This is a genomic window from uncultured Shewanella sp. (assembly GCF_947497935.1).
In the GTDB taxonomy this organism is placed as follows: domain Bacteria; phylum Pseudomonadota; class Gammaproteobacteria; order Enterobacterales; family Shewanellaceae; genus Shewanella.
On the sequence record NZ_CANMIO010000014.1, the window covers coordinates 1 to 22,820 of the forward strand.

Below are 22,820 nucleotides of genomic sequence, written 5' to 3' on the forward strand. Positions count from 1 at the left end.
TTCATATCTTTGTCCGCAGCCTTACGAGCCTCGCGGTCATACTTGTCAGCCTCTTTACGCGCTTCATGCGCATCCTTTTTAGCTTCTTTCATATCTTTGTCCGCAGCCTTACGAGCCTCGCGGTCATACTTGTCAGCCTCTTTACGCGCTTCATGCGCATCCTTCTTGGCTTCTTTCATATCTTTTTCCGCTGCCTTACGAGCCTCGCGGTCATATTTTTCGGCTTCCTTTCTCGCTTCTCGCGCCTCTTTCTTTGCTTCTTTTTGAGCTTGCTTCTCAGCTTTTTCTGGGGGCTCGGCCATCGCACTCGTCGATAATGCTGTGAAAAACATAGATACAACTAGTGCCTTTATCAGCTCAGCTACTCGCATATTAAAACTCCTTTATTGCTTAACAAATTCATCCAAAACGGTTTGCCTTGCGTTTTTCAATATTAAAAATCAGTTCTATTTCATTATAGCTAAGCAAAAAAAATGGGAATTGCTTAGGGCAAAATAAGAATTTCGCTCGGTTTTTATGCTTCCAAAGATACGATTTCGAGATATCTAAATAAATATTAATCTAAATTGCTTATTTTTCACTCTGCCAAGGATATCCCAGAGCTAAATAAGTGTGGCAGTATATGCCGCCGACAAAGGCATAATAAAAACCAAAATAGCTCAATAAAAATAAAAACTTAGCAACAAATTGATAGTTAAAAAGTAACGCTTTACTCTATATTCTAGGAGTCATATGAATACAGTATTTACAATTGGCGAACTGGAATCGTTTCTAGTAGCGATTTTAGTGCTCTTTATTGGCCACATGGTCAATCGTTATATTCCAATTTTAAAAAAATATAATATCCCTGAACCCATTGTGGGCGGCTTGATCGTAGCCGCTGCAATTACGGCTCTGCATTTTAACAATATTACGGTAGCCTTTAGTTTATCGATGCAAAACACCCTGATGCTGATGTTTTTCAGTACTGTCGGGTTAGCGGCAAACTATAAGCTATTACTAAAAGGTGGTAGCAAAGTTTTCATCTTCTTAGGTGTTGCCTCACTGTTCATCATTATCCAAAACATTGTGGGCGTCAGCTTAGCGAGTCTATTAGGGCTAGAGTCCTTTATGGGCTTAATTGCAGGTTCTATTACTTTGTCGGGTGGACACGGTACAGGCGCAGCTTGGGCCGATACCTTTCAAACAGAATATGGCATAAGCACCCTTGAGTTCGCCATGGCTGCGGCGACATTTGGTTTGGTGATGGGTGGCATTATCGGTGGCCCAGTGGCCCAACGCCTTATCAATAAAAATAACCTAGTATCAAGTTACGGTATCGGCGGAAATCATCATACCGACCATCCAGACTTAGTGACCTATGATCAGCTTGAGGAAGATAGAGTAACAGCCAAGAGTGTACTGGAAGTCTTGTTTATCATGCTGCTCTGTGTTGCGGGGGCAAAATGGACCAGCGCACTTATTGAAGCTGTCGGTGCAAGCTGGCTGAAAATGCCTGAGTTTGTCTATGCACTGTTTATCGGCGTGATCATCACCAACCTCACAGAGATCTCTCGCGGCTATAAGATCAACAGCGAATGTGTCGATGTGCTGGGCTCTGTGTCGCTAGCGTTATTCCTATCCATGGCGCTAATGAATCTAAAGCTATGGGAGATTTTTGACCTAGCCATTCCGCTACTGATCATCTTGGTGGTGCAAACAGCCGTACTGGCACTGTTCGCTTACTTTGTGACATTCAAAATGATGGGTAGCAACTATGACGCTGCCGTTATGGCGGGCGGCCACTGTGGTTTTGGTCTTGGGGCGACGCCTACGGCCGTGATGAACATGGGCGCCCTTGTATCGAGAACGGGCCCATCACCACAAGCCTTTATGGTGGTACCGATTGTAGGCGCCTTCTTTGTCGATATCGTCAACGCGGTGATCCTAAAAGGCTTTATGATTTTTGTAGGCTAGCTTAGAAACCAACATTCATTATCCGAAAAAAGCCAGCGATTCGCTGGCTTTTTAGTCTTTGCTTTATTAAAGAAGGGACTAGTCTCTAGGGCGCTTCGCTGCGAGAACGGGCTTCGCCCTGCTAGGAAAAGCACAAGCTTGACGGACTAAAGCCCGACCTACACCAAACAACACTAAACCTGCTTTTCTTATCTCAGCTTTAATCGTCTTTGCTTGTACCGTCTTAGCCTTTCCTAGCACCTAGCACCTTTCTTTGCCTTCCCTAGGCCCTTGCTTGTACCGTAAGTGCAGCGTTCTGTGAGTGACGCAGCCATGTTCCCTAGGCCCCAAGCCGTTCGACTGTTACCGTCTTTCCTTTAAAGAAGGACCTAGACTCTAGGACGCTTCGCTACGAGAGTGGGCTTCGCCCTGCTAGGAAAAGCACAAGCTTGACGGGCTAAAGCCCGACCTACACCAAACACCGCTAATCTACTTTACGCCTTAGCCTTCCCGTCTCTGCTTTCCTGCTTTTCCGTAAGCGCAGCGTTTTGTGAGTGACGCAGCCATGTTCCCTAGCCCCAGGCCGTTCGGCTGTTACCGTCTTTGCTTTAAAGAAGAACCTAGACTCTAGGGCGCTTCGCTGCGAGGACGGGCTTCGCCCTTCTAGGGAAATCAAAAGCCCGACCTACACCAAACAACACTAAACCTGCTTTTCTTATCTCAGCTTTAATCGTCTTTGCTTGTACCGTAAGCGCAGCGTTCCGTATTCCCTAGGCCACAGGCCACAGGCCGTGCGGCTTTAACCGTCTCAGCTTGTATCGCTTTAGCTTGCTCAGCCTTAGCAAAGCGTCGAGACAGCTTAATATATAGAATCAGTGACAAGAAAATCACTCCACCGCCAATCAGCTTTTGCGGCTGTAGCGTCTCTCCCAACATAGTCACACTCAGCAGTAGCGTCCAAACAGGTTCTAAGATCATCAGTAGCGCCGCGGTTTCCATGCTCACCTTATACTGCCCCATCGTCTGTAATAAATAGCGCACAGAGGTGGCGATTAAGGTCGAAATAGCAAACCAAATAATCAGGTTACTGGAAAACGCTATGGTATGAGGCTGAGTGTAAAGTGAGTACATCAAGCCCACTAACCCGACCACAAAAAGCTGCAAGCAGATAGAGACTAGTGGCTTAAGGTTGCCACTGATTCGCTTGTTCATCACAAAGTGAACTGAGAGTAATGCAGCAGCCAGCAAGAACAGCAACTGACTCAACTCCATCTTCCAGCCGTTAGTTAAACTCAGTAACATCATTCCCGTCGTACTCACCGGCAGTGCAATCCAAAAGGCACGATTCGGTTTTACTTGAAACAGTAACCAAGCGGTCAATGGCGCGATAATCATCGCCAGGCTCATGATAAACGCGCCCTCAGACAAGCTGTCACTCATCGCGACCGCATAGACCCAAACCTGCAAAGCTACACCAAGAAAGACCCCTACCCCACAGGCAGATAGCAGCTGTTTTAAGTTCAATTTGAGTAAGCTTTTATAACAAAATGGCACTAAAACTAGGCTGGCCAATAAAAAACGAGAGCCTATAAAGAGCTCTCCTGGCATAGATTGCACCACCATTTTAGAGGCAACCCAGCCCACCGCAGCCAACAGGGTGGCGATAAATAGATACAAAACACCGCGCATTACTTGCACTCTTAAATAAGGGCTTATAGCCAATTGAAATGGAATCTCTACGCCGCGTCATTTAGTGAAATACGCTGCGCTAAAAACAAAATAGCAACCCCGTATCAATGGGATTGCTATTCATGATCTAACAACTAATTTTAATGTAGATAGCCACTCTAAAGCTACAGACAATACTCACTAATCCGTAAAACCTTGCGAGGCAAAAACAAAAAAGCGAACCTTCGCGGTAATGCCAAAGAGTTCGCTTTTTATGGCTATTTTATCGCTAGCTTATCGCTTAGCAGGATAGACAAGCCTGTTACTTAGCTGCCGCTTTTGCGCGTGCGCTGTGTAGCTTCTTGTAGCTTTCAATCAAGCGCAGATGCGGCTCGATGCCTTCAAGCGCCATACTGGTCTTGGTTAGACCATAGAAGCGCACTTCGCCGCTAACTGAACCGATAACGCTATTCATCACTTCTTCGCCGAACATACGATTGAAGCTATGGATGAAATGCTCAAGTTCTAGCTCTTCGTCCATTTCCACTTCGAGTACTGCGTTAATCGCTTGATAGAACAGGCCGCGCTCAACCGTGTTGTCGTTATACTGAAGGAAATCACCGACCAGCTCCATCGCTTCTTCAGCTGCGCCAAGTGCTAGATAGATTAAGATCTTAAGCTCGATAATGGTTAACTGGCCCCAAACGGTATTTTCATCGAAGACGATACCGATCATGGTGCGAATGTCAGTGTAGTTATCTAGCTGGCTCTCTTCTAAACGATTAACCAAATCAACCAGTTCATCATCAGACAGTGAGTGTAGGTTTAAGATATCTTCGCGATAATCTAGCGCCTTGTTGGTATTATCCCAAATCAAGTCATCCACTAGATACACTTCAGAGAAACCCGGTACCAACATACGGCAAGCCGATGCGCCCAACTGGTCAAACTCAGCTGTATACACCTCTTTGCCTAAGGTTTTTAAGATACCGAATAAGCCATCGGCTTCCTCTTGGTTAGTACCTGAGAAGTCCCACTCACAGAACTCATAGTCATGTTTGCTGCTGAAGAAACGCCATGAGATCACGCCCGTAGAGTCAATAAAGTGCTCTACGAAGTTTTCAGGTTCAGTCACTGCCATGCTGTTAAACGTCGGCTTAGGTACATCATTTAAGCCTTCGAAACTACGGCCCTGTAGTAGCTCTGTTAAGCTACGCTCAAGCGCGACTTCAAAGCTTGGGTGGGCACCAAACGAGGCAAATACACCACCGGTTTTCGGGTTCATCAAGGTGACGCACATCACTGGGAACTGACCACCGAGTGATGCGTCTTTCACTACGACAGGGAAGCCCTGCTCTTCTAGGCCATTAATGCCCGCTAAAATGCTTGGGTACTTCTCTAGCACTGCCATAGGTACATCTGGCAGTACAATCTCTTGCTCGATGATTTGGCGCTTAACCGCACGCTCAAAAATTTCAGACAGACACTGAACCTGAGCTTCTTGCAGGTTGTTACCCGCGCTCATGCCGTTACTTAGGAACAAGTTTTCGATTAGATTCGATGGGAAATACACAGTTTCGCCATCTGAGTGACGCGTGTATGGAATGGTACAGATACCGCGCTCGATATTACCCGAGTTGGTATCGATGAGGTTCGACCCACCTAGCTCCCCTTCAGGGTTATAAATAGCTAGGCAGTAGTCATCGAGCATGCCAGCAGGCAATGAGTCATCATCTTCCAGCTCGAACCATTTCTCGTTCGGGTAATGCACAAATTCACTATTTGCAATCTCTTCACCAAAGAACTGATCATTGTAGAAGAAGTTGCAGTTTAGACGTTCGATAAACTCACCTAATGCCGAGCAAAGTGCGCTCTCTTTGGTCGCACCTTTACCATTGGTAAAGCACATAGGTGATGCGGCATCACGGATATGCAGTGACCAAACGTTTGGCACGATATTGCGCCACGATGAGATCTCAATCTTCATGCCTAAACCAGCAAGCATGCCGGTCATATTGGCAATGGTTTGCTCAAGCGGCAGGTCTTTACCTAAGATATAGGTGCTAGCATCGCTATCATCTTGCCCCATTAGCATGGCATTCGCGTCGGCATCTAGGTTTTCAACGGTTTCAATCTTAAATTCAGGGCCAGTTTGCACCACTTTTTTAACGGTACAACGCTCAATCGAGCGCAAGATGCCTTGGCGATCTTTGTCTGAGATATCGTCTGGTAGTTCAACCTGAATTTGGAAAATTTGGTTATAGCGATCTTCAGGATCGACAATATTGTTCTGCGACAGTCTGATGTTTTCAGTAGGAATATCGCGAGCCTTACAGTAGACCTTAATGAAGTAGGCCGCACACAAAGCTGATGATGCTAAGAAATAATCAAATGGACTCGGTGCTGAGCCATCGCCTTTATAACGGATTGGCTGGTCGGCGGTGACGGTAAAGTCGTCGAATTTGGCTTCTAATCTCAGATTATCGAGAAAGTTAACTTTGATTTCCATTGAATATAATTTCCACTTTGTTGCGAGCGTTGCCCTTTAGCGCAAAGATGAGTCTTGCGATCGAGTATGAGCATTTTACTCAAGCATGAGTCCAGAGACTAAATATAAGTCTTTAGGCTAAATAAACGTATTGGGGGGAATTATCGGTGTTTTTGGCGCATTAGTCTTGGGTTAATTAACTAAAAGCGCTGATTAGCGCTTAATTAGCTGCAGGCATTGACTGCTCGTCACTTAAGTATAGATTCAAAACAAAGGCTAACTTATTGGTTATTATTAGCTTCATGCTTTACTAATATAAAGGTCAGGTACATTTTAGTCGGCAATGACAACACCATACCAAAGGCCACGCACATGGCACTTATCACTATGCCAGTAACCCCCATAGCTTCCACGGTCTCGTTAAAATTATGCAGATAGATACCAGTAACAATAAGGCAAATGCCAATGGTGATGCAGGTCTTGAGGAGCAAGATTAACTTTTGATCTGTCACTATAGCCTCTCTCCTTATCTGCATCCAGAATGCATAAGCTTAGACTAATATAGTGAGCAATTCTTCAGCCTTACGCCTTGATTGAGATCAAGACGTAAGTCTAAACTTCCGCGCTGTTGACAGAAAACCTCTGGCCTACCTGTGTAACGGTTTCTAATACAGTTTTACTTATATCGCCTGTTTAAACAGCTCGATAATGTCTTGATGCTCACGGTCTAGCGCTAAATCCATGGCGCTTGAGTCATGAATATTGGCTTGATGAATAATCTTGGTTGCACCATTAGCAAGCAGTAACTCTACAATCGCAGTACGTTCATTATAATTACCAATAACAGCCTTAATTAATGCTGTATTGCCATCGTCACTGAGCGCATTACTATCGGCGCCTGCTTTTAGTAATAACGCGACCACTTCAGCAGTGCTATTACCGGCAGCAGCCATGAGTGCGCTCTCACCTTCTTCATCTTTGCCGTTTATGTCTGCGCCCTTTGACAACAGCAGTTGCATCTTTGACAGCATACCGTTAAAGCTGGCGATATGGAGCGCTAGCGTTCCGTAACTCCCCGCTTGATTTGGGTTAGCACCCGCCTCAAGTAGTAAGCTGACAATCTCTGGCGTACTACTTTTAACCGCATGATTAAGCGGCGTGTTCTTGTACCAATCCCCCTTATTTACATCAGCACCAGCGGCAATCAAGGCGTTAACAGCTTTCGCATCTTCATCTAAAATAGCCCGAATAAGCGCGGTAAAACCACTGGCATCTAGGCCGTTCTCGTCAAAGCCATCTTCATCAAAACGATCATCGTTTTCGTCGTCATCGTCATCGTCGTCTTCATCATCGTCATAGTCATAGCCGAAATCAGCGCCGTTACCCGGTTCACGCCCTTCAATATAGGCGCTCAGCCCTAGCCAATTACCACGGTCGCAAAAGTCGTTGAACTCGACAATTGACTCGTTAGGTGACTTATCAATCAGGGTCTCTAATAATTGGGTAGACCACTTTAAGGTCTCAATCGGCGTGCCTAGGCAGTTATGATGGAAAACAGCTATTTGCGCCGTGACATTATTCGCTGCAAAGGCGTTAAGTAACATCTTTGCAAGCGATTTAATTTCATCGACTTCACACTCAAGGCTGAGTAATAGCAAGTGTTTTTCAAGTCTAAAGGCATAGATATCGTCATCCAGATGATCTAGCTCTGGGATCAGCATTTTTATCGCGTTATCACTCGTGGTATTTAGCTTGATACAGATAAAGTAAGGCTCATCATAACTATCTAACTCATCAAGATGTTCACGTAAAACATCTTCTAGTTCCAACCCATCGAAAATATTACGGCTAAGCATGTAAACCTCATTTTTGATTCATGTTAAGGGCTGGAAAACGAAGACTCGAAAGAAAAGTAAGCACTGTACGCCCTGTTCTGCTGGATAGGTTATGCCTTAGCGACAATAGAAACAAGCCGTTATTTTTAATGAAGATAGTTAACTTGAAGAAGTGTCTTCGCGATCAATTTTTCGAAATAAAATCCTAAAAAAACTCACAAACAGAGCTCCATCAAAGGAAGCTTCACTATCGATAGAATGTCTGTTGTCAGGTCATTAGTCTGGTTATCCACATAGATTTTCATTACTGAACTGAGTACCATGGCGGGGCTCAAAAACAGTTCAGTTAACACTGAGCTTAGTTATGGCTCGTAGCCTTACCTTATCAAAACTCAAGATATATTTATGCCAATAGTTAAACGACTCAAGCAACCAGAAATCTACTGACAAGCTGTAACCAAGCTTTACATACTTTCTATTTTTCTGGCTGACCTCAGCCGTTTTGACTTGAACCATTTTGGCTCAAGTCATACTAACAAGAGCATCCCCAATGAAACATTGGACTAAAACAGAGAAACTTCATCTCACTGTCACCAATCCGAATATCCACATTAAGGGGTCACACTCCTATTACAGTGATTACTGGGATCAAGGATTCGAGCGCAGCGTCGTTCGCTATTTACATGGCGATGAGCAAACTCGCGATGCTATGCCACCATGGCCAATAGACCAGTTATATATTGGTAACTACGTTTGTATTGCTGCAGAGGCAGTGATTTTGATGGGTGGCAACCATACCCATAGAGCAGACTGGTTTTGCCTATATCCATTTATGGAAACCATAGTCGATGCTTACCAAGGCAGAGGCGATACTCACCTAGAGGACAACTGCTGGATAGGCATGCGCGCAATGCTCATGCCTGGAGTGCGAATTGGTGAAGGCGCTATTGTGGCGGCTAATACCGTTGTCACCAAAGATATCCCCGCCTATGCGGTTGTCGCTGGAAGCCCTGCCAAGATCATAAAGTATCGCTTTGACGCAGCAACGATTGAGGCCCTGCTAGCGCTTAAGATTTATGAGCGTAGTGAAGCGGAAATAAACACGCTACTACCCTCACTATGTAATGACGATTTAGAGCAGCTAACCCAGGCTATTTTAGATTTAAACAGTGATTAAAAAGTTACAGCCTTCAAGGCTAGGCTCAACCCTATAGTTGCCACATATAAAGGGGCATCAACCCAGCCCCTTTATTATCTACAACCAAAGCCACGCCCCTTGTCTTAACCAAGTAAAGGATTAACAACTTTTAGCAAGATAGTTCATTACCAAGTCTCTGCATCGAAGCGAGCCGTTCTGGCTTCAGACAGCGTACAGTCAGTAAGGTGGATAAGCTCTGCTAGAGTAATGCTAGGATTTTGCTGAATAAGCCGTACTAGTTTAGCCTCTAATGGCTCAAGTTTGTCGGCATGGCCAAGTAGGCCTGTGTCGATCTTTTTAATCAGGTGGTTATAATTACAATCGCCAGCGGTTAATTGCTGCGTTTTAATATGCTGGAGCATGGCTTGAATATTTACCGCCCCCCCCGTAATCCCCCAATTGCGTGAACGGCGCACGCGCTTAAGCTCACAATCGAATTGCTTAGCAATGACTTGAGCCTGTTTAACCGCTTCACGGCCAATTCGATGAATAAGCGAGGGAAGCGAGATGGTGATCTCTTGTTTCATGATTATGGTTATGGATATGGTTTCATTCGATTTTAGGCACTAGTGTAAATCTGATGCGAGTTTTTCTAGTCTAACGCTAAAAACCCAACTAATGAACAACAGCCATAGTCAAAACCATTAGGACTGAAACAGCAAAACAAAGATCCCGAGAGATGGCCACTCAGCGAAGTCGACAGCATATCGCCTTCGCTGCGACTACCGATACTCTAACCTACTGACAGGTGTGAGGATTATCACCGGAAAACTTCAAAAACAAAGTAAATCACACCATCAAATGAATTTAGCCATACTTTACACTCACATAGATTGAATTCAGCTTTAAAAATAGTCATTTATGTCGCCACCACTCATTCTGAAATAGGCTAATTCTCTCAGGTTTGATTTAGATCAATGAGTGCCTACGCCTTTTCAGGCCATATAAAGGTGAACTGGCTCACAAACCAAGCCAAAGCCTACTTGGCAAACATCACACAATTGCAGTGTCATGGCTTTAAGCACCTAATTTTTATAATGAAACCTAGAATGTAGAGGTACCTTATGGAATTACTACCAAATTGTTACACCGATCTATGCGTAAATGGGAAATGGTTTCACTACGATCATGGAGCCAACTCTGTATTCATGCTCAATGGCAGTAAGCCACTAACCTTTGAATTAGATTCGTTACCCAAAACAGAAGATGAATTAGAGCTGCATTTAATGGCTATTGCCAACGAACTGATTTAGATAGCAATCTAAGGAAAAGTGGGGAGCTGGTAAAAAATAGGTCTTCTAGGCCTATTTCAACTTGGCTTTGGAAAAGTTGAATTGGGCTACTCCGCCAAGAACGAGGAAAAAATTGAACGTATCCCGTATCGATTACACGACATCGCTGAGTCACCAAACATGATTAGCTTTATGAAACATCAAAATAGCGTTAAAAGTGGCACTTTAGTTCCATGGTTCAAATGAGCTATTTTGACCAAAGAAATTGCTTGATTGAATTAAAAACGAAAAATAAATATGGACAATACTCAATTATCGGGTACTATTTATCACGCTCTGCTATTGAGAGTGATTAATGAAACATAAGTAAAAAGTAAAATCTCAGAATTCCTTCGTTATTGTTGTTATCCTCAGTTTGCCCTTATCTTCATCATCACAGTTAATTCAATTTTTCAGTGCATCGCATAATGCGAATTTTTTATGAATTTATATATAAGGGACACATCATGTCTAATACAACTGGTATCGTAAAATGGTTTAACGAAGAGAAAGGTTTTGGTTTCATTACTCAAGACAACGGCGGCGCTGACGTATTCGTTCACTTCCGTGCAATCACTTCAGACGGCTTCAAAACTTTGGCTGAAGGCCAAAAAGTATCTTTCGAAGTAGAGCAAGGTCAAAAAGGCCTTCAAGCAGCTAACGTAGTCGCGCTGTAACTTTGTAAGTTGACGTAAATGGCTTAATGGCCATTTACGTCATTTACGTCATTTAAACTAACGTTAAGAATGAATCTTAAAAACTAACTTAAAATAATTAGCTTTAATAAAAAATTTATACCGTATCTGCGAAAACATTAACATTTCTACCATCTGCTTCTTGTATATGTCATTACGTTTCTGATCGACTTCGTTATATTCCTATAAATACAAATTAAACATTTAATAATTAAGACAAACCTTAGATTTTCTAACTTTATCTTCAATATCTTCAACACATCAGGCTAACTATGTCTCGCTCATCGGGTCCAAAACGATTTTGGTTTCACCAATCAAAAAAGAAAACCATACAAACTAAAACCACACGAAAAGGTAATAAATGAAAGTAAATTTTAATATTTTTAAAGACAACATCTCTTGGGACTCTCTTATCCACCAGCTAAATGGTGATGTACTATTACGACATGTTTTAGTGAAGGGAAATGTCGTAGATAGAAATATCGACTTTATCTACTGTGACGAAACCTGCCAAGGTAAAATCATTAATGGTGACAATCAGCTTATCGGTAATTTTTCCACCTCCCACTAGTAAACTAACTGGTGCGCGCTGCAAGCACTCAACGTCACTCTTGAGTCTGATATTTAACAAAAGCCAAAGGGTTTGACGAAAAATTCAACCCAGCAATCTGTATCTCAGCAATGAACAGCCCTATATAAAGAGCCTTGCCGACCATAGAAACATCATTAGGTCACACAAGACTCTAATCCCGCTAGGATTGAAGGGCTACATAGTGAAGCTTATCAATAATATCAGCTCAACAGCTGCTCAGGGGCTTGATAACTAATATGCTGATGGAACCGCACGATAAGCTCATCGCGTGACTTATCTAACGCTAATTCTGATGTCATACTTCTTAGCGCATCTTCGACTCGATTCAAATAACGCCCAAGCGCGCCATCTTTACAGTCATTAACGCCTGCGGCGATAGTAAAGCTAACCATTTCGACGAGCTTATTGCCGTCCCAATGGCGAATAAATTGCTGCTCTTCAATATTTGGGTCGAAACCAAGCATTTGTACTTCATCGGTTCCATCGACTTGATCATATTTACTGTTACGCACAAGCGGAGTTAAGCCATTAGCAACCATAGCAATCTGCTTAAGCTGTTTAGCTGACGTTGCTTGAATAAATGCATCCTCAAGCTTTTGATATAGTGGTGTAAAGTCATTGGCATGTTCTGGCAACATAGCCTGCTTAAGCTTACGACTTAAGGGAAGCTTTACGGTGACATAACAGAGTGAACCGTGAGCTTCAGGGAGCGGACACTGCCTTGCTCTATATCTGTCGCTAATGGATCGCAGCTTGTAGCCATAACTCTCTTTATTTCCCTTAGCTTTAGCAAATAGATCATAAGAGAGATGTTGGTGATCACGGATTTTGATCGTTAAGTTTTTCTCTGGCAATTGCGGAGTCAGCTTGGCGAGGAAAGATTGCACTTTCAAGTGGAAACTAGCCGAGTTACTGCGAATTTCATCGCCCGTCGCTAAGAATGCAATTCTGATTTTTCTTGCTCGGTAATCATCTTTACTATGAAGGCTTTGCGCTTCATGGTACTCAGGGTTATAAAAGAATATGATCTGCTCTTCGGTCGGAAAGCAGTATGCCTCGGAGTGAAAACGAACCACAGGTAACTTATCGTTGGTGATCACATGCAGGTTAAATAACTCTTCTTGCTCACCTAATGTAAAGATAGCGCGGCTAAGTGCCTCGTAACAGGTTTTGTAATCAGGGTAATGGGCCAATAAAGCATCCGTTACTTTAATTTCCGCCGTGATGTACTGATTGGCTCGAACGCTCTTGGGAATGTACACTTTTTGCTGATGGCTAATAGACATAAGTACTCCTTGTAATTAGTTAACCATATGTAGCTTGCTGCCAATAGTAGCGATAAATTCTGACGAAAATACTACGATAGACCACATTTTTTACCAATTAGAAACATAGTACGCTTCGAATCTGATTTATTACTTAAAATCGATACACAAAGCGCACTATTTAGGAGTAAAAGCAATCTATCGACAATCTCAAATAAGACTACCAATTTAGCCTCTTATTAGCTGCAAACTTGATTACGGCCCTTCTTCTTCGCTTTATATAACGCTTGATCGGAACGCTTCATAGTTTGTTCAAAGGTTTCGCTACTTTGGTGCTCAGCAACACCAATAGAGATGGTGACACTCACAGTTTTAGCTTTATGTTGAGTCTTACCACGGGTCGCTTTGGACTGACTCTTGCGCTTATCATTTCTCAGCACGATATCGTATTCCTCAATCGCCTGACGCACCTCTTCAAGGTAATCCAACGTCGATGGTATATCTTTGCGGGGAAAGATAATGGTGAACTCCTCACCACCATAACGGAAGGCTTTACCACCACCGCGAACGCCTCCGATTTTACTGGCGACTAATTTCAGCACCTGATCGCCAACATCATGTCCATAGGTGTCGTTAAACTTCTTAAAATGGTCGATATCCAGCATCGCCACACTGTATTTGCGGCCTAAAGAAAGCACTAAGTTAAACAGGGCGCGACGTGAAGCCAAACCTGTCAGCTCATCACGATAAGCTAAAAAATAAGAATCGGTCAGCACCGTTAAAATATAAATTGTAGCGAGTATCGTCATTGAAATAGACAGCGGCACTGAGCCCGGATAAACAAAGTGCGCTAGCCAAAACGCTAAGGTAATAAAGATGGAAGTATTAACTAAATTCGCCTGCCAGGCGCCGCGTATCAACACAAGCACCGAACAGAGATAGATAGGCGCAGTGATCCGCAGCTCCATACTCAATGCATCTCCAAGGTAGCCATCGAGCTGAAACTTAAATTGATTATTCGCCCAGACCCAAGCAAATGCGGCCGCAAAGCTCAGTAAGACACCAACGACTCTCACTATGCTATGGGGAGACAGCAGCCCCCTATCTTTAATAAACGCGAATCCGGCAAGAGTAAACGTTCCGCCAAGTAAGAGCTGGTTTGAATAGGAATTAGACTCTGTTACGTCAAATAACAACCCTCTTGAGCTAAGGTAATAGGCCAACATCAATAGCGCTAGATACGCCAATCGACTGCGATTAAATTGCAACGAAATCGCAATTCCTGCGGGCAGCAACCAAAAGGGAAGTTGCTCAATAATCCCCTGCCAGTCTTGTAAACTTGTTTGGTATACGTGACGCAAAGCTACAGCAAGAGCGGTGAGAAAAAGAGGAATAAAGAAAAACCGACAACTATGGTAAAAAACGGACAAAACAAACCTCAATATGAATCTAATGAAACACTTAACTCTGCAACAGCAGAGCGAGTGAGCCATAGGGAAAGTTAAAGGGTGATAACTTCATACAGGCAATACTCAGACTTAGTAAGTCGACAATATTTCCATAAGATAAAGCCGACAACCAGCAATATCACTTAAAGCTATGGCCTTTTTTAGCAATGACAGCATTGTAATCATCTCTAAGCGAGAAGGCGTTTCGACTCCAGACAAAAATCTTTCTATATATAATGGACGCCAACGGCACAAGAACAGGCTAAACCAGACTTTTTTTTGCGATGACACCTGTTAAATAGAGTCCAACAATTAAGGTTTAATTACAAATACAAGTAGTAGTAAATTAGCGTTACCGTTTTTACCAAAACAACTACATGTATCTTTTCCTTACTAAGCTTCACCATTAATATAAAGGATAATTCACTAACATTAAGAATGGGATTAAATATAGATACAGGATTAAAGTCATTCTAAAAAACTATCCAAACATAAGGGTCATTATCTCATTATCGGAACAGTTCTTCTTCCTAATCAATTTGAATATTCACAAATATTACCCCATCTATGTTCGTCCCAATATTCAATCAACATTCTGCACTAGCAATCTCCCTTGCTATATACCGGCTGAAACATAGATAAAGCCACCATATACAATAGGTAGACAAAAGAATACCAACCAAGAAAAACACAGCTGACTACAACAACTTAAACCAACGCGCACATTGTACGCCAAGCAAAAAGCCACTTCCCAGCAATAAAAACACACTACACCAAAAATAACAGCAAACACAAAAATCAATACATAAAAACCAAGTGCAAAGCTTAAACATATTAGTTTCAAAACATAAACATTAAAAAACCTTAAAGCTCACAGCTTACAACCAAGTTAAAAACTAGTTTACGACAAGCTTAATTAACCAAAAAAAATTTTCACAAAGTAATAATCATCAGTTGGTCACAGTTTATATCCAACAAACTGATAATATTTCCACCAATTTAATACCTAAGCACTGGCAATAACGATTTCACTATGTCTAAACTTTCCATCAAGCAACTATTTATCACTCTTTTTAGTAGCCTATTATTGATATTTGCTCTATCTCTTGGTCTTATCAAATACCACAGCAAGCAATTGGAAGCGCAAATATATACTCTTGAACATGAAAACCAAACTAGTGAACTAATTTCCCAATTACTTAATAAAGTTTCGGGATTACGTCGAGAACAGCTAGGATATAGCTTGCGTCGAGTACAGGCCTCTCCTATTAGTGAAGAGTCAAGGGAGTACTTGAATCAACAGGTTGTCGATATTAATGATATTGTGGTCAGATCTAATGAGATCGTTAGCGCTGATACCCTAACCCAGATAAATCAACTCAAGACACCACTAGCCGAGTTTAGCCGTTTACATCATAACTTTTTACAAAGTGACACCTCTCAAGGTGCTGCCGCTGCGGGTCAAATGCTAAGTTCAATGGATGCCTGGCATATTTATAACAATGTAGAGCAAGGTATTTTCCTATTAATGGAGAAGCAGGCAGCAAAAGTTAAAGCCGCTAAAAGTGCGGCCGATGATGCAATGACAGCCCTAAATCGCAGTACGATTATTGTTGCCATCCTCTTTATGTTTGCACTGTCTAGCTCAGCGGTATTCCTATTAAAACGCATTTTGTCACCTCTGCATGCCACTAAATCAGTCCTATCTGCGATTGCTGATGGTGATTTAACTATCGATATTGATATCAGCAAATTTAACAGCCTTGAGTTTAGCGAATTAGCAGGTGTTTTACTGCTGATGCGCAATCAGTTGCAGGATATCATTTCTCAAATTGGAGCCGCCTCCATTCAATTAGCCGCTGCGGTGGAAGAAGTTAGCACTATTGCAGAGGAATCTGCCAGTGGAGTGAGACATCAGCAACATGAGGTGGATCAGGTTGCCACCGCAATGACTGAGTTACAAAGTTCAATTACAGAAATTGCCCGTAATACAAACCAAACCGCAGAGCAGGCCTTACTGGCCGTTAATGCAGCCGATAGTGGTAGCCACGTCGTTGCCGATACCATGGTAGCGATTAATGAGTCAGAATCTGAAATCACTGCGGTAAGTGAGGTGATCACCCAACTTCAACAGGACACAGATGCCATATCGGTTATCGTTGAGGTGATCAGCAATATTACAGACCAGACTAACTTACTGGCCCTGAATGCCGCGATTGAAGCCGCTCGTGCGGGAGAACAAGGGCGAGGCTTTGCGGTCGTTGCAGATGAAGTGCGAAGCTTAGCCAGCCGCACTCAAGATTCAGCCCATGAGATTAAAACAACCATTGAACGGTTGCAAAAAAGGTCACAAACAGCCGTAAACGTAATGAGTTCAAGTAGGGATAAGATGAAGCAAAGTGTTGAGCAGGCAAAATGTGCCAGCGATGCCATTGGTGATATCAACGCGGCAATCACTCAAATAAATGATATGGCAATTCAAGTAGCCAGTGCCACCGAACAGCAAACAGCGGTAACGGAGGAGCTTAGCCAAAATATTATTAATATTAACGATGCTGCCTGCCGAGTTAGTGAGGGAACCGTTCAAGTCTCTCAATCAAGCAACGAATTAAGTCAGTTGGCCATAAATCTAGCTGAAATTATCCGTCGTTTCCGCACGGTGTAAGTTAGCAAGATTAGTCACTAATCTTAGCTATCCGGACTCGATTATTAACTAACGAGTCCGGTATAACAGTTACAGTCTGCAAAAAGTCGCAGCTTAAAAGTTGAGGCTGACTTAGCCTTGTTTGTTAGCCGTCTCAAACAAGGCTATGGCAATTGCCGTTAAACCAAACTAGTCATTGCCAGCGTCGGCAAAGCGGTAGCGAGCACTGTCAACCTTGCTTAATTTCGCAGAATCGAAATCATCTAAGTGATGATGCTTAATCAGCGCTCGCAAGTTATCTACATAAGCCTGACCACGGCTAGAGTAATGCAGTAAGGATTGCACCAGCTCATAGCCAGTTAACTTTTTTTGCTCGCGTAATTGTTGGCGTAATTGTCTCAGCTCTTTATAAGCTAAGGTTGTATTGAGATTATGCATATAGCTGGCGGTACTCTGATACAGATTATTAAATGCCGCCACCTTGACATGACCGCCTGGCGTCGTTAAAAACTTACCGCCATCATGGGGCAGATGTTCTCCATAGAGGTTATTACCCGCTATGGCGAAATAACTGGTGCCCCAGCCACTCTCATCGATCCCCTGAGCAAGCACCATCCCCGCAGGAATAATATCTATGTGCAAAAGTAACTCAGCTATCGTACCCGACTTAACCGAATAAGTGTCAGCTAAGCGCTGCAGCCAAAGACTCTCAGCCTCGGTCCACTGGGATTTAGGTTTAACTGACAGTGTCTGTAATTCCTCTCGAATCAGCAAAATATGCTGATTCACAGCCTTGATTGTCGGCAATAACAGGCGAATGAAACCCGACGTTTTTTGCGAAACAGGCAACTCATTTAAATCATGAGGTAAGTTTTCAACATAGTAGCTTGGCAGCATATGGCTCTTTTTAACAGCTTCAAGCTGGTAGCCCTGCTTATCAAATGCAACGATAAGATCTTTGGCTGAATGCAGGGTGTTAACGGCAACAGGCGGATAAGCTTGCTTGCTCTGCAATAGCGGCAAAGGCAGGCTCTGAGTTTCATTTGCGCTTGAGTTAAAACTTGAAGTGGGGTTAGCCGAGGCAAGGGAAGATACCAGCAAAACCATACTAAGGATTATTTTGGTAAAAGACATTCAAGCTCTCCAATTAAAGGATAGGGTCTAGCGACCGCCACAATATATAGCAGGCAAACAGTAAACACTGGCTTGCGGCAAGTGACTGAGACAGCGCTTATGTGGCTATTAAAACAAAAAAGGCCGCTATATAGCGACCTTTCTCTTGGTTGAGAAGCTAACTAAGAGGAAACTCTTACTTATAAAACGCTTCAACAGTACCTTTTACAGTTATCATCAGCGGTTGACCACGACGGTCTAATGCCTTGTGTGAAGGCACTTTTACCCAACCTTCGCTGATGCAGTACTCTTCAACATCAAAACGCTCATTGCCGTTAACCTTGATTCCGATATCGAATTCAAAGATTGCAGCCACGTGGTGTGGGCTACGTGGGTTAACTGAAAGACGATCTGGTAGAGCTGGTTGTGCTGTCGTGTCTGACATAATCCTGGCCTATAGTAAAAATTGCAGTAAATAAAAAGTGCGCTATTGTAGGCAATACACGGCATATGCTCAAGTGAAGAAACTCTCATAGCAAGATTAAATACGCCAGCTATCGACGACTAATAGCGACATTCTCAGTTCAATATGTGTCATCTATCAATCTTCAAATACAAGCCCTAGTTTATTAGCTAAAAAGCACTTCCGATTGCTATAATCAGGACCTCTTAATTAACAATATTCAACCCACAATTCAGCTGTCGTTTCCTATGGCAAATAACCTTAAACAATACACTTCTGCAACTCAAACTCTGTGCAGCTCATTTAAACATGAGAATGCCTATATATCACCTCTCATAACTGAAGATATCGCAGCACTAAAAGCGATTGGCATGCACCCTGATATTTGGCGATTTGCACGATTCCCTAAAGGGACAACCGATGCTTTTGACGGTTATCTCAAAAGAGTACTGAGCGAACCCAATAGCTTACTATTCACAATAAGGTGCGGTTCAACACATAACGTCATTGGCTTTACTCGACTAAAAAATATTGATTTAGCGGAAAAACGTGCAGAGATCGGCACCTGGCTCACTGGTGAGTATCAAGGTAAAAAGCTTAATCGTTATATTAAGCAGCAGGTATTAACAGTCGGATTTAACATCTTGCAGCTAGATGAAATTTACTGTTATGTGACTGAAGACAATCAGCCATCAATTAAAAGTCTACTCGCGTTTGGCTTTCAAATTGACACCAACAAACAGCGCTTATCCCCGACTCAAAAAGGGCCCTTAGAGATCCCCCAGCATTATATTTTTATGACAGCTGAAATCTTTAACGCATTGAATGAGCAGTAATGCTACTGAGCAGTTGCTTAAAATCATTAAGCAACTGCATCACCTGCGCGTCTAAGTGGGTGGCTGCTCAACTTAACTGAGTATGCCATTTGACTCTGTTCAACAAACATCTGAATTTGATGACTAAATAGTTGACTTGTTTTTAGTGAATCATTAATATCCGCCCCCAGCAAAAAGCGGCCCGCCGTGGCACCTCCTATCTTCATCTTTTTGCTTTGCGTCAACTGATCTCGGTCAGTTGTTTCTCTATTTTTATAAATTGAGAGACAACCATTTTGAGAACAGCATGACCACGCAAACCACAACTGCAAACCAATCAAGCACAACATCAGTCCTTCCCGCTTGGAAAAACAAAGCGGTATTAAGTGTCGCATTTTTAATGGCGACAACATCTGTTGGGCCAGGGTTTTTAACGCAAACAGCTGTTTTTACCAACATTTACAAGATAGATATGGCATTCCCCGTTTTTGCCTCCATGTTTATCACTTTTGCTATTGTGATGAACCTATGGCGCATAGTCGGTGTATCGGGTCTGCGCATTCAAGACATTGCCAACAAAATTGCACCTGGCGCGGGTTACTTTATCGGTATTTTGCTGGCACTGGGAGCCGTCGCATTTAACTTCGGTAACGTCAGTGGTTCGGCACTAGGTTTAAACGTACTCACCGGCGTGGATACCACATGGGGCGCCTTATTCACAGGTGTTGTCGGGTGCTTACTATTTGTGGTGCACAATGCATCAAAGCGAATGGATCAAATGGCGCGCTACCTGGGCCTGTTTATGATTATCTTAATCGCTTACGTCGCCATGACCAGCCTACCGCCTATGGGTGAAACCCTAACCGCTGCGGTTATGCCAATGAACGTAGAAAACTTGCTGCTGCCAACCTTGACGATCGTAGGCGGCGCAGTGGGTGGATATTACACTGGCGCACAAAGGTTGGTGGATATTGGCCTACAAGGAAAAGAGCAGATTGGTGCGATTAAGTCTGCTGCTTGGGCGGGAATATCGATTGCTGTCGTTATCCGCATTTTACTTTTCCTTGCAGTATTTGGCGTGATTGCTGCTGGCGGTGTTTTAGATAGCAATAATCCAGCTGCCGATGCATTTAAACAAGGCGCAGGCGACCTTGGTTACTTTATCTTTGGGTTGGTACTGTTCGTTGCATCAATAACCTCTGTTGTCGGTAACTCCTATATGGCAACATCGCTGATCAAGACGCTATTTCCAGTGATTGAGCGCAACGAGAAAAACTGCTGCATCGGATTTATCGCCCTCACCAGCATCGGCACCGTAATGATGGACATGCCAATCCTATTGTTAATGTTGGCAGGCTTAATCAATAGTCTCATCCTGCCTATAGTACTGGCATTCATGCTTATGGCCACTCGCCGCAAAGATATTGTCGGTGATTACAAGCACCCGCTTTACCTTTCGATCATGGGTATTGTGATTGTAATGGGAATGGGTATAGCAAGCTTCAGTAACGTCGGTAACTTTATCACTAAGTTTATTGGCAGCTAAGCTTTTAACTGCTCAGCTCAGTGACAGCGTAGTTTTCAAGAGTTGATTAATTCTGGCGCGGGACAATCTAAACCGCGCCTCTATCTATTTATTCGCTACAACACCACTTTTAAAATCTTCATTTCAAAGCAATACCAGTCAATATAACCCTCTAAATACAAGCTTTAGCATAAAACGCTACCCACCAGCATACTTAGTTAGTTCTTAAACTAAAGTACTAGCAAGAAACCAAGTATTACACCTGTATTGTTAGTTGCAATCACGTTAAAATACGCAACAAAAATAACACTTAACATTAACACAGCGCATTACCAATCTTTTTAGAAGTAATGATGAATAGCTCAAACACCTATTAGCGCCTCAAGGAGTCGAGAAATACCATGAAAGTCAGCCACTTAATCTTAGCTTTAGTATCCTGGGGAATCGCAATGCCTGCCTTCGCCAGCGACGCAGGATTAGATCTAACACAATCGGGTGTAGGTTATGCAGCATTAATTATATTTGCTCTAGCATATTGCTTGGTGATGGGTGAAGAATACCTACAGCTACGTAAATCAAAGCCTGTACTATTAGCCGCTGGGATCATCTGGCTAATGATAGGTTTTGCTTATCAGCAACAAGGCCAAATTGAAGTGGCTAAACAGGCCTTAGAGCATAATTTACTGGAATACTCTGAGCTATTGCTGTTTTTACTTGTGGCAATGACCTATATCAGCGCCATGGAAGAAAGGCGTCTGTTTGATGGTTTGCAAGCATGGATGGTAAGCAAAGGCTTTAATTTCCGCACCTTATTTTGGCTAACAGGCTTTCTCTCTTTTGTTATTTCACCTATCGCCGACAACCTAACGACCGCCCTATTAATGTGTGCCGTAGTCATGAAAGTGGGGGGTGACAACTTAAAGTTCATCAATATTGCCTGTATCAATATTGTCGTCGCTGCCAACGCTGGCGGGGCATTTAGTCCATTTGGCGACATCACTACCTTGATGGTTTGGCAAGCAGGTTTAGTCAGCTTTGTTGAGTTTACCGATCTGTTTATTCCATCACTAGTTAACTACATTATCCCAGCAATCATAATGTCGTTCTTCGTGCCTAAGACTAAACCCAATTGTGCCAATGAAAAGGTCGAGCTAAAACGTGGTGCTAAACGTATTGTGGCGCTATTTATTCTGACTATCGCAACAGCGGTTAGCTTCCACGCCTTGGTCCACTTCCCACCAGTTATCGGCATGATGATGGGTTTAGGCTATCTACAGTTCTTTGGCTTTTTCCTACGCAAAACCCTACCTCGCTCACTAGAGAAAAAGAAAGCTGTTGCAATGGCCAATAAAGATGAAGCTGCCCTGAAGCGCCTAGGCTCTGTGGTACCATTTGACGTATTTAAGCGTGTTTCTCATGCAGAGTGGGACACCTTACTGTTCTTCTACGGCGTTGTAATGTGCGTGGGTGGCCTAAGCTTATTAGGTTATCTCGGCATGGTTTCAGATGTGATGTACAACCAGTGGGATCCAATCTGGGCCAATATCATGGTCGGCGTGCTATCGGCAATTGTGGATAATATTCCGGTAATGTTTGCGGTACTCACCATGCAACCAGAACTCAGCCTAGGCAACTGGTTATTAGTCACCTTAACCGCAGGTGTGGGCGGTAGCATGTTATCAATCGGCTCAGCCGCTGGTGTGGCGCTAATGGGTGCAGCCCACGGCAAATACACCTTCTTTGGTCACCTAAAGTGGATGCCAGTGATAGCCTTAGGCTATGCAGCCAGTATTGCCTGCCACCTATTGCTTAACGGTGAGCTATTTTAAGGTTTAGCCTACTGTCTAGATCAATAAAAAGCTCGG

General features: G+C 43.2%; 19 protein-coding genes and 1 pseudogene. 9 read left to right on the forward strand and 11 right to left on the reverse strand.

Annotated features, from left to right (window positions below; translation table 11 throughout):
• A pseudogene (locus tag Q1A86_RS15095) lies at positions 1 to 371 on the reverse strand (hypothetical protein); the annotation flags it as partial.
• A 361-nt stretch (positions 372 to 732) separates the two neighbouring features.
• On the opposite strand from Q1A86_RS15095, the gene gltS reads away from it, so the two are divergent.
• Complete coding sequence (gene gltS, locus Q1A86_RS15100) at positions 733 to 1,956, forward strand: sodium/glutamate symporter (RefSeq protein ID WP_299808042.1); 1,224 nt, start codon at positions 733 to 735, stop codon at positions 1,954 to 1,956.
• A gap of 705 nt (positions 1,957 to 2,661) precedes the next feature.
• On the opposite strand, the gene Q1A86_RS15105 is transcribed toward gltS, so the two are convergent.
• The 4 genes from Q1A86_RS15105 to Q1A86_RS15120 all read right to left on the reverse strand — a co-directional run bounded on the left by Q1A86_RS15105 (position 2,662) and on the right by Q1A86_RS15120 (position 7,947).
• On the reverse strand, positions 2,662 to 3,624 hold the full coding sequence (locus tag Q1A86_RS15105; protein ID WP_299808044.1) for a DMT family transporter: 963 nt from the start codon (positions 3,622 to 3,624) through the stop codon (positions 2,662 to 2,664).
• A 301-nt stretch (positions 3,625 to 3,925) separates the two neighbouring features.
• Entirely contained in the window at positions 3,926 to 6,112 is a 2,187-nt protein-coding gene (locus Q1A86_RS15110; RefSeq protein WP_299808046.1) for an OsmC domain/YcaO domain-containing protein, read from the reverse strand.
• 260 nt (positions 6,113 to 6,372) lie between these two features.
• A complete protein-coding gene (locus Q1A86_RS15115; RefSeq protein WP_299808048.1) occupies positions 6,373 to 6,603 on the reverse strand; it encodes a hypothetical protein in 231 nt (76 codons plus the stop codon).
• Between the two features lie 168 nt (positions 6,604 to 6,771).
• Complete coding sequence (locus Q1A86_RS15120) at positions 6,772 to 7,947, reverse strand: ankyrin repeat domain-containing protein (RefSeq protein ID WP_299808051.1); 1,176 nt, start codon at positions 7,945 to 7,947, stop codon at positions 6,772 to 6,774.
• Between the two features lie 529 nt (positions 7,948 to 8,476).
• On the opposite strand from Q1A86_RS15120, the gene Q1A86_RS15125 reads away from it, so the two are divergent.
• Positions 8,477 to 9,103, forward strand: a complete 627-nt coding sequence (locus Q1A86_RS15125) for a CatB-related O-acetyltransferase (RefSeq protein ID WP_299808053.1) — start codon at positions 8,477 to 8,479, stop codon at positions 9,101 to 9,103.
• A gap of 146 nt (positions 9,104 to 9,249) precedes the next feature.
• Here the strand turns inward: Q1A86_RS15125 and Q1A86_RS15130 are convergent, their stop codons facing one another.
• The gene (locus Q1A86_RS15130; protein ID WP_299808055.1) at positions 9,250 to 9,651 is read right to left on the reverse strand and encodes a ribosome recycling factor family protein; all 402 of its coding nucleotides are present in this window, start codon (positions 9,649 to 9,651) and stop codon (positions 9,250 to 9,252) included.
• A gap of 537 nt (positions 9,652 to 10,188) precedes the next feature.
• Between Q1A86_RS15130 and Q1A86_RS15135 the strand changes: the two genes are divergently transcribed.
• The 3 genes from Q1A86_RS15135 (at position 10,189) to Q1A86_RS15145 (ending at position 11,661) form a co-directional block, all read left to right on the forward strand.
• Entirely contained in the window at positions 10,189 to 10,377 is a 189-nt protein-coding gene (locus Q1A86_RS15135) for a hypothetical protein (RefSeq protein ID WP_299808057.1), read from the forward strand.
• 485 nt (positions 10,378 to 10,862) lie between these two features.
• Positions 10,863 to 11,072 (forward strand): cold-shock protein, encoded by a 210-nt coding sequence (locus tag Q1A86_RS15140; RefSeq protein ID WP_220758631.1) that lies wholly within the window; start codon positions 10,863 to 10,865, stop codon positions 11,070 to 11,072.
• A gap of 379 nt (positions 11,073 to 11,451) precedes the next feature.
• On the forward strand, positions 11,452 to 11,661 hold the full coding sequence (locus Q1A86_RS15145) for a hypothetical protein (RefSeq protein WP_299808060.1): 210 nt from the start codon (positions 11,452 to 11,454) through the stop codon (positions 11,659 to 11,661).
• Positions 11,662 to 11,882: 221 nt separating this feature from the next.
• On the opposite strand, the gene Q1A86_RS15150 is transcribed toward Q1A86_RS15145, so the two are convergent.
• On the reverse strand, positions 11,883 to 12,968 hold the full coding sequence (locus Q1A86_RS15150; protein WP_299808062.1) for a DUF3083 family protein: 1,086 nt from the start codon (positions 12,966 to 12,968) through the stop codon (positions 11,883 to 11,885).
• Between the two features lie 218 nt (positions 12,969 to 13,186).
• The gene (locus Q1A86_RS15155) at positions 13,187 to 14,308 is read right to left on the reverse strand and encodes a GGDEF domain-containing protein (RefSeq protein WP_367277924.1); all 1,122 of its coding nucleotides are present in this window, start codon (positions 14,306 to 14,308) and stop codon (positions 13,187 to 13,189) included.
• A 1,120-nt stretch (positions 14,309 to 15,428) separates the two neighbouring features.
• Between Q1A86_RS15155 and Q1A86_RS15160 the strand changes: the two genes are divergently transcribed.
• Positions 15,429 to 17,060 (forward strand): methyl-accepting chemotaxis protein, encoded by a 1,632-nt coding sequence (locus Q1A86_RS15160; protein WP_299808066.1) that lies wholly within the window; start codon positions 15,429 to 15,431, stop codon positions 17,058 to 17,060.
• 168 nt (positions 17,061 to 17,228) lie between these two features.
• On the opposite strand, the gene Q1A86_RS15165 is transcribed toward Q1A86_RS15160, so the two are convergent.
• Together Q1A86_RS15165 and Q1A86_RS15170 are read right to left on the reverse strand one after the other, a co-directional pair.
• The gene (locus Q1A86_RS15165) at positions 17,229 to 18,173 is read right to left on the reverse strand and encodes a glucosaminidase domain-containing protein (protein WP_299808068.1); all 945 of its coding nucleotides are present in this window, start codon (positions 18,171 to 18,173) and stop codon (positions 17,229 to 17,231) included.
• Between the two features lie 175 nt (positions 18,174 to 18,348).
• On the reverse strand, positions 18,349 to 18,597 hold the full coding sequence (locus Q1A86_RS15170; RefSeq protein ID WP_299808070.1) for a DUF3297 family protein: 249 nt from the start codon (positions 18,595 to 18,597) through the stop codon (positions 18,349 to 18,351).
• 266 nt (positions 18,598 to 18,863) lie between these two features.
• Here Q1A86_RS15170 and Q1A86_RS15175 point away from each other — a divergent pair, with 266 nt between their 5' ends.
• On the forward strand, positions 18,864 to 19,451 hold the full coding sequence (locus Q1A86_RS15175; protein WP_299808072.1) for a GNAT family N-acetyltransferase: 588 nt from the start codon (positions 18,864 to 18,866) through the stop codon (positions 19,449 to 19,451).
• A 26-nt stretch (positions 19,452 to 19,477) separates the two neighbouring features.
• Here Q1A86_RS15175 and Q1A86_RS15180 read toward each other — a convergent pair whose 3' ends face one another.
• Positions 19,478 to 19,657: a hypothetical protein gene (locus Q1A86_RS15180; RefSeq protein WP_299808074.1), complete on the reverse strand. Its 180-nt coding sequence runs from the start codon at positions 19,655 to 19,657 to the stop codon at positions 19,478 to 19,480.
• Between the two features lie 80 nt (positions 19,658 to 19,737).
• Here Q1A86_RS15180 and Q1A86_RS15185 point away from each other — a divergent pair, with 80 nt between their 5' ends.
• Positions 19,738 to 20,976 carry an NRAMP family divalent metal transporter gene (locus Q1A86_RS15185; RefSeq protein WP_299808076.1) on the forward strand — a complete coding sequence of 413 codons (1,239 nt, stop codon included), beginning with the start codon at positions 19,738 to 19,740 and terminating at the stop codon, positions 20,974 to 20,976.
• 380 nt (positions 20,977 to 21,356) lie between these two features.
• Positions 21,357 to 22,784 (forward strand): sodium:proton antiporter NhaD, encoded by a 1,428-nt coding sequence (nhaD, locus tag Q1A86_RS15190; protein ID WP_299808078.1) that lies wholly within the window; start codon positions 21,357 to 21,359, stop codon positions 22,782 to 22,784.
• The last annotated feature ends 36 nt before the right edge of the window (positions 22,785 to 22,820 follow it).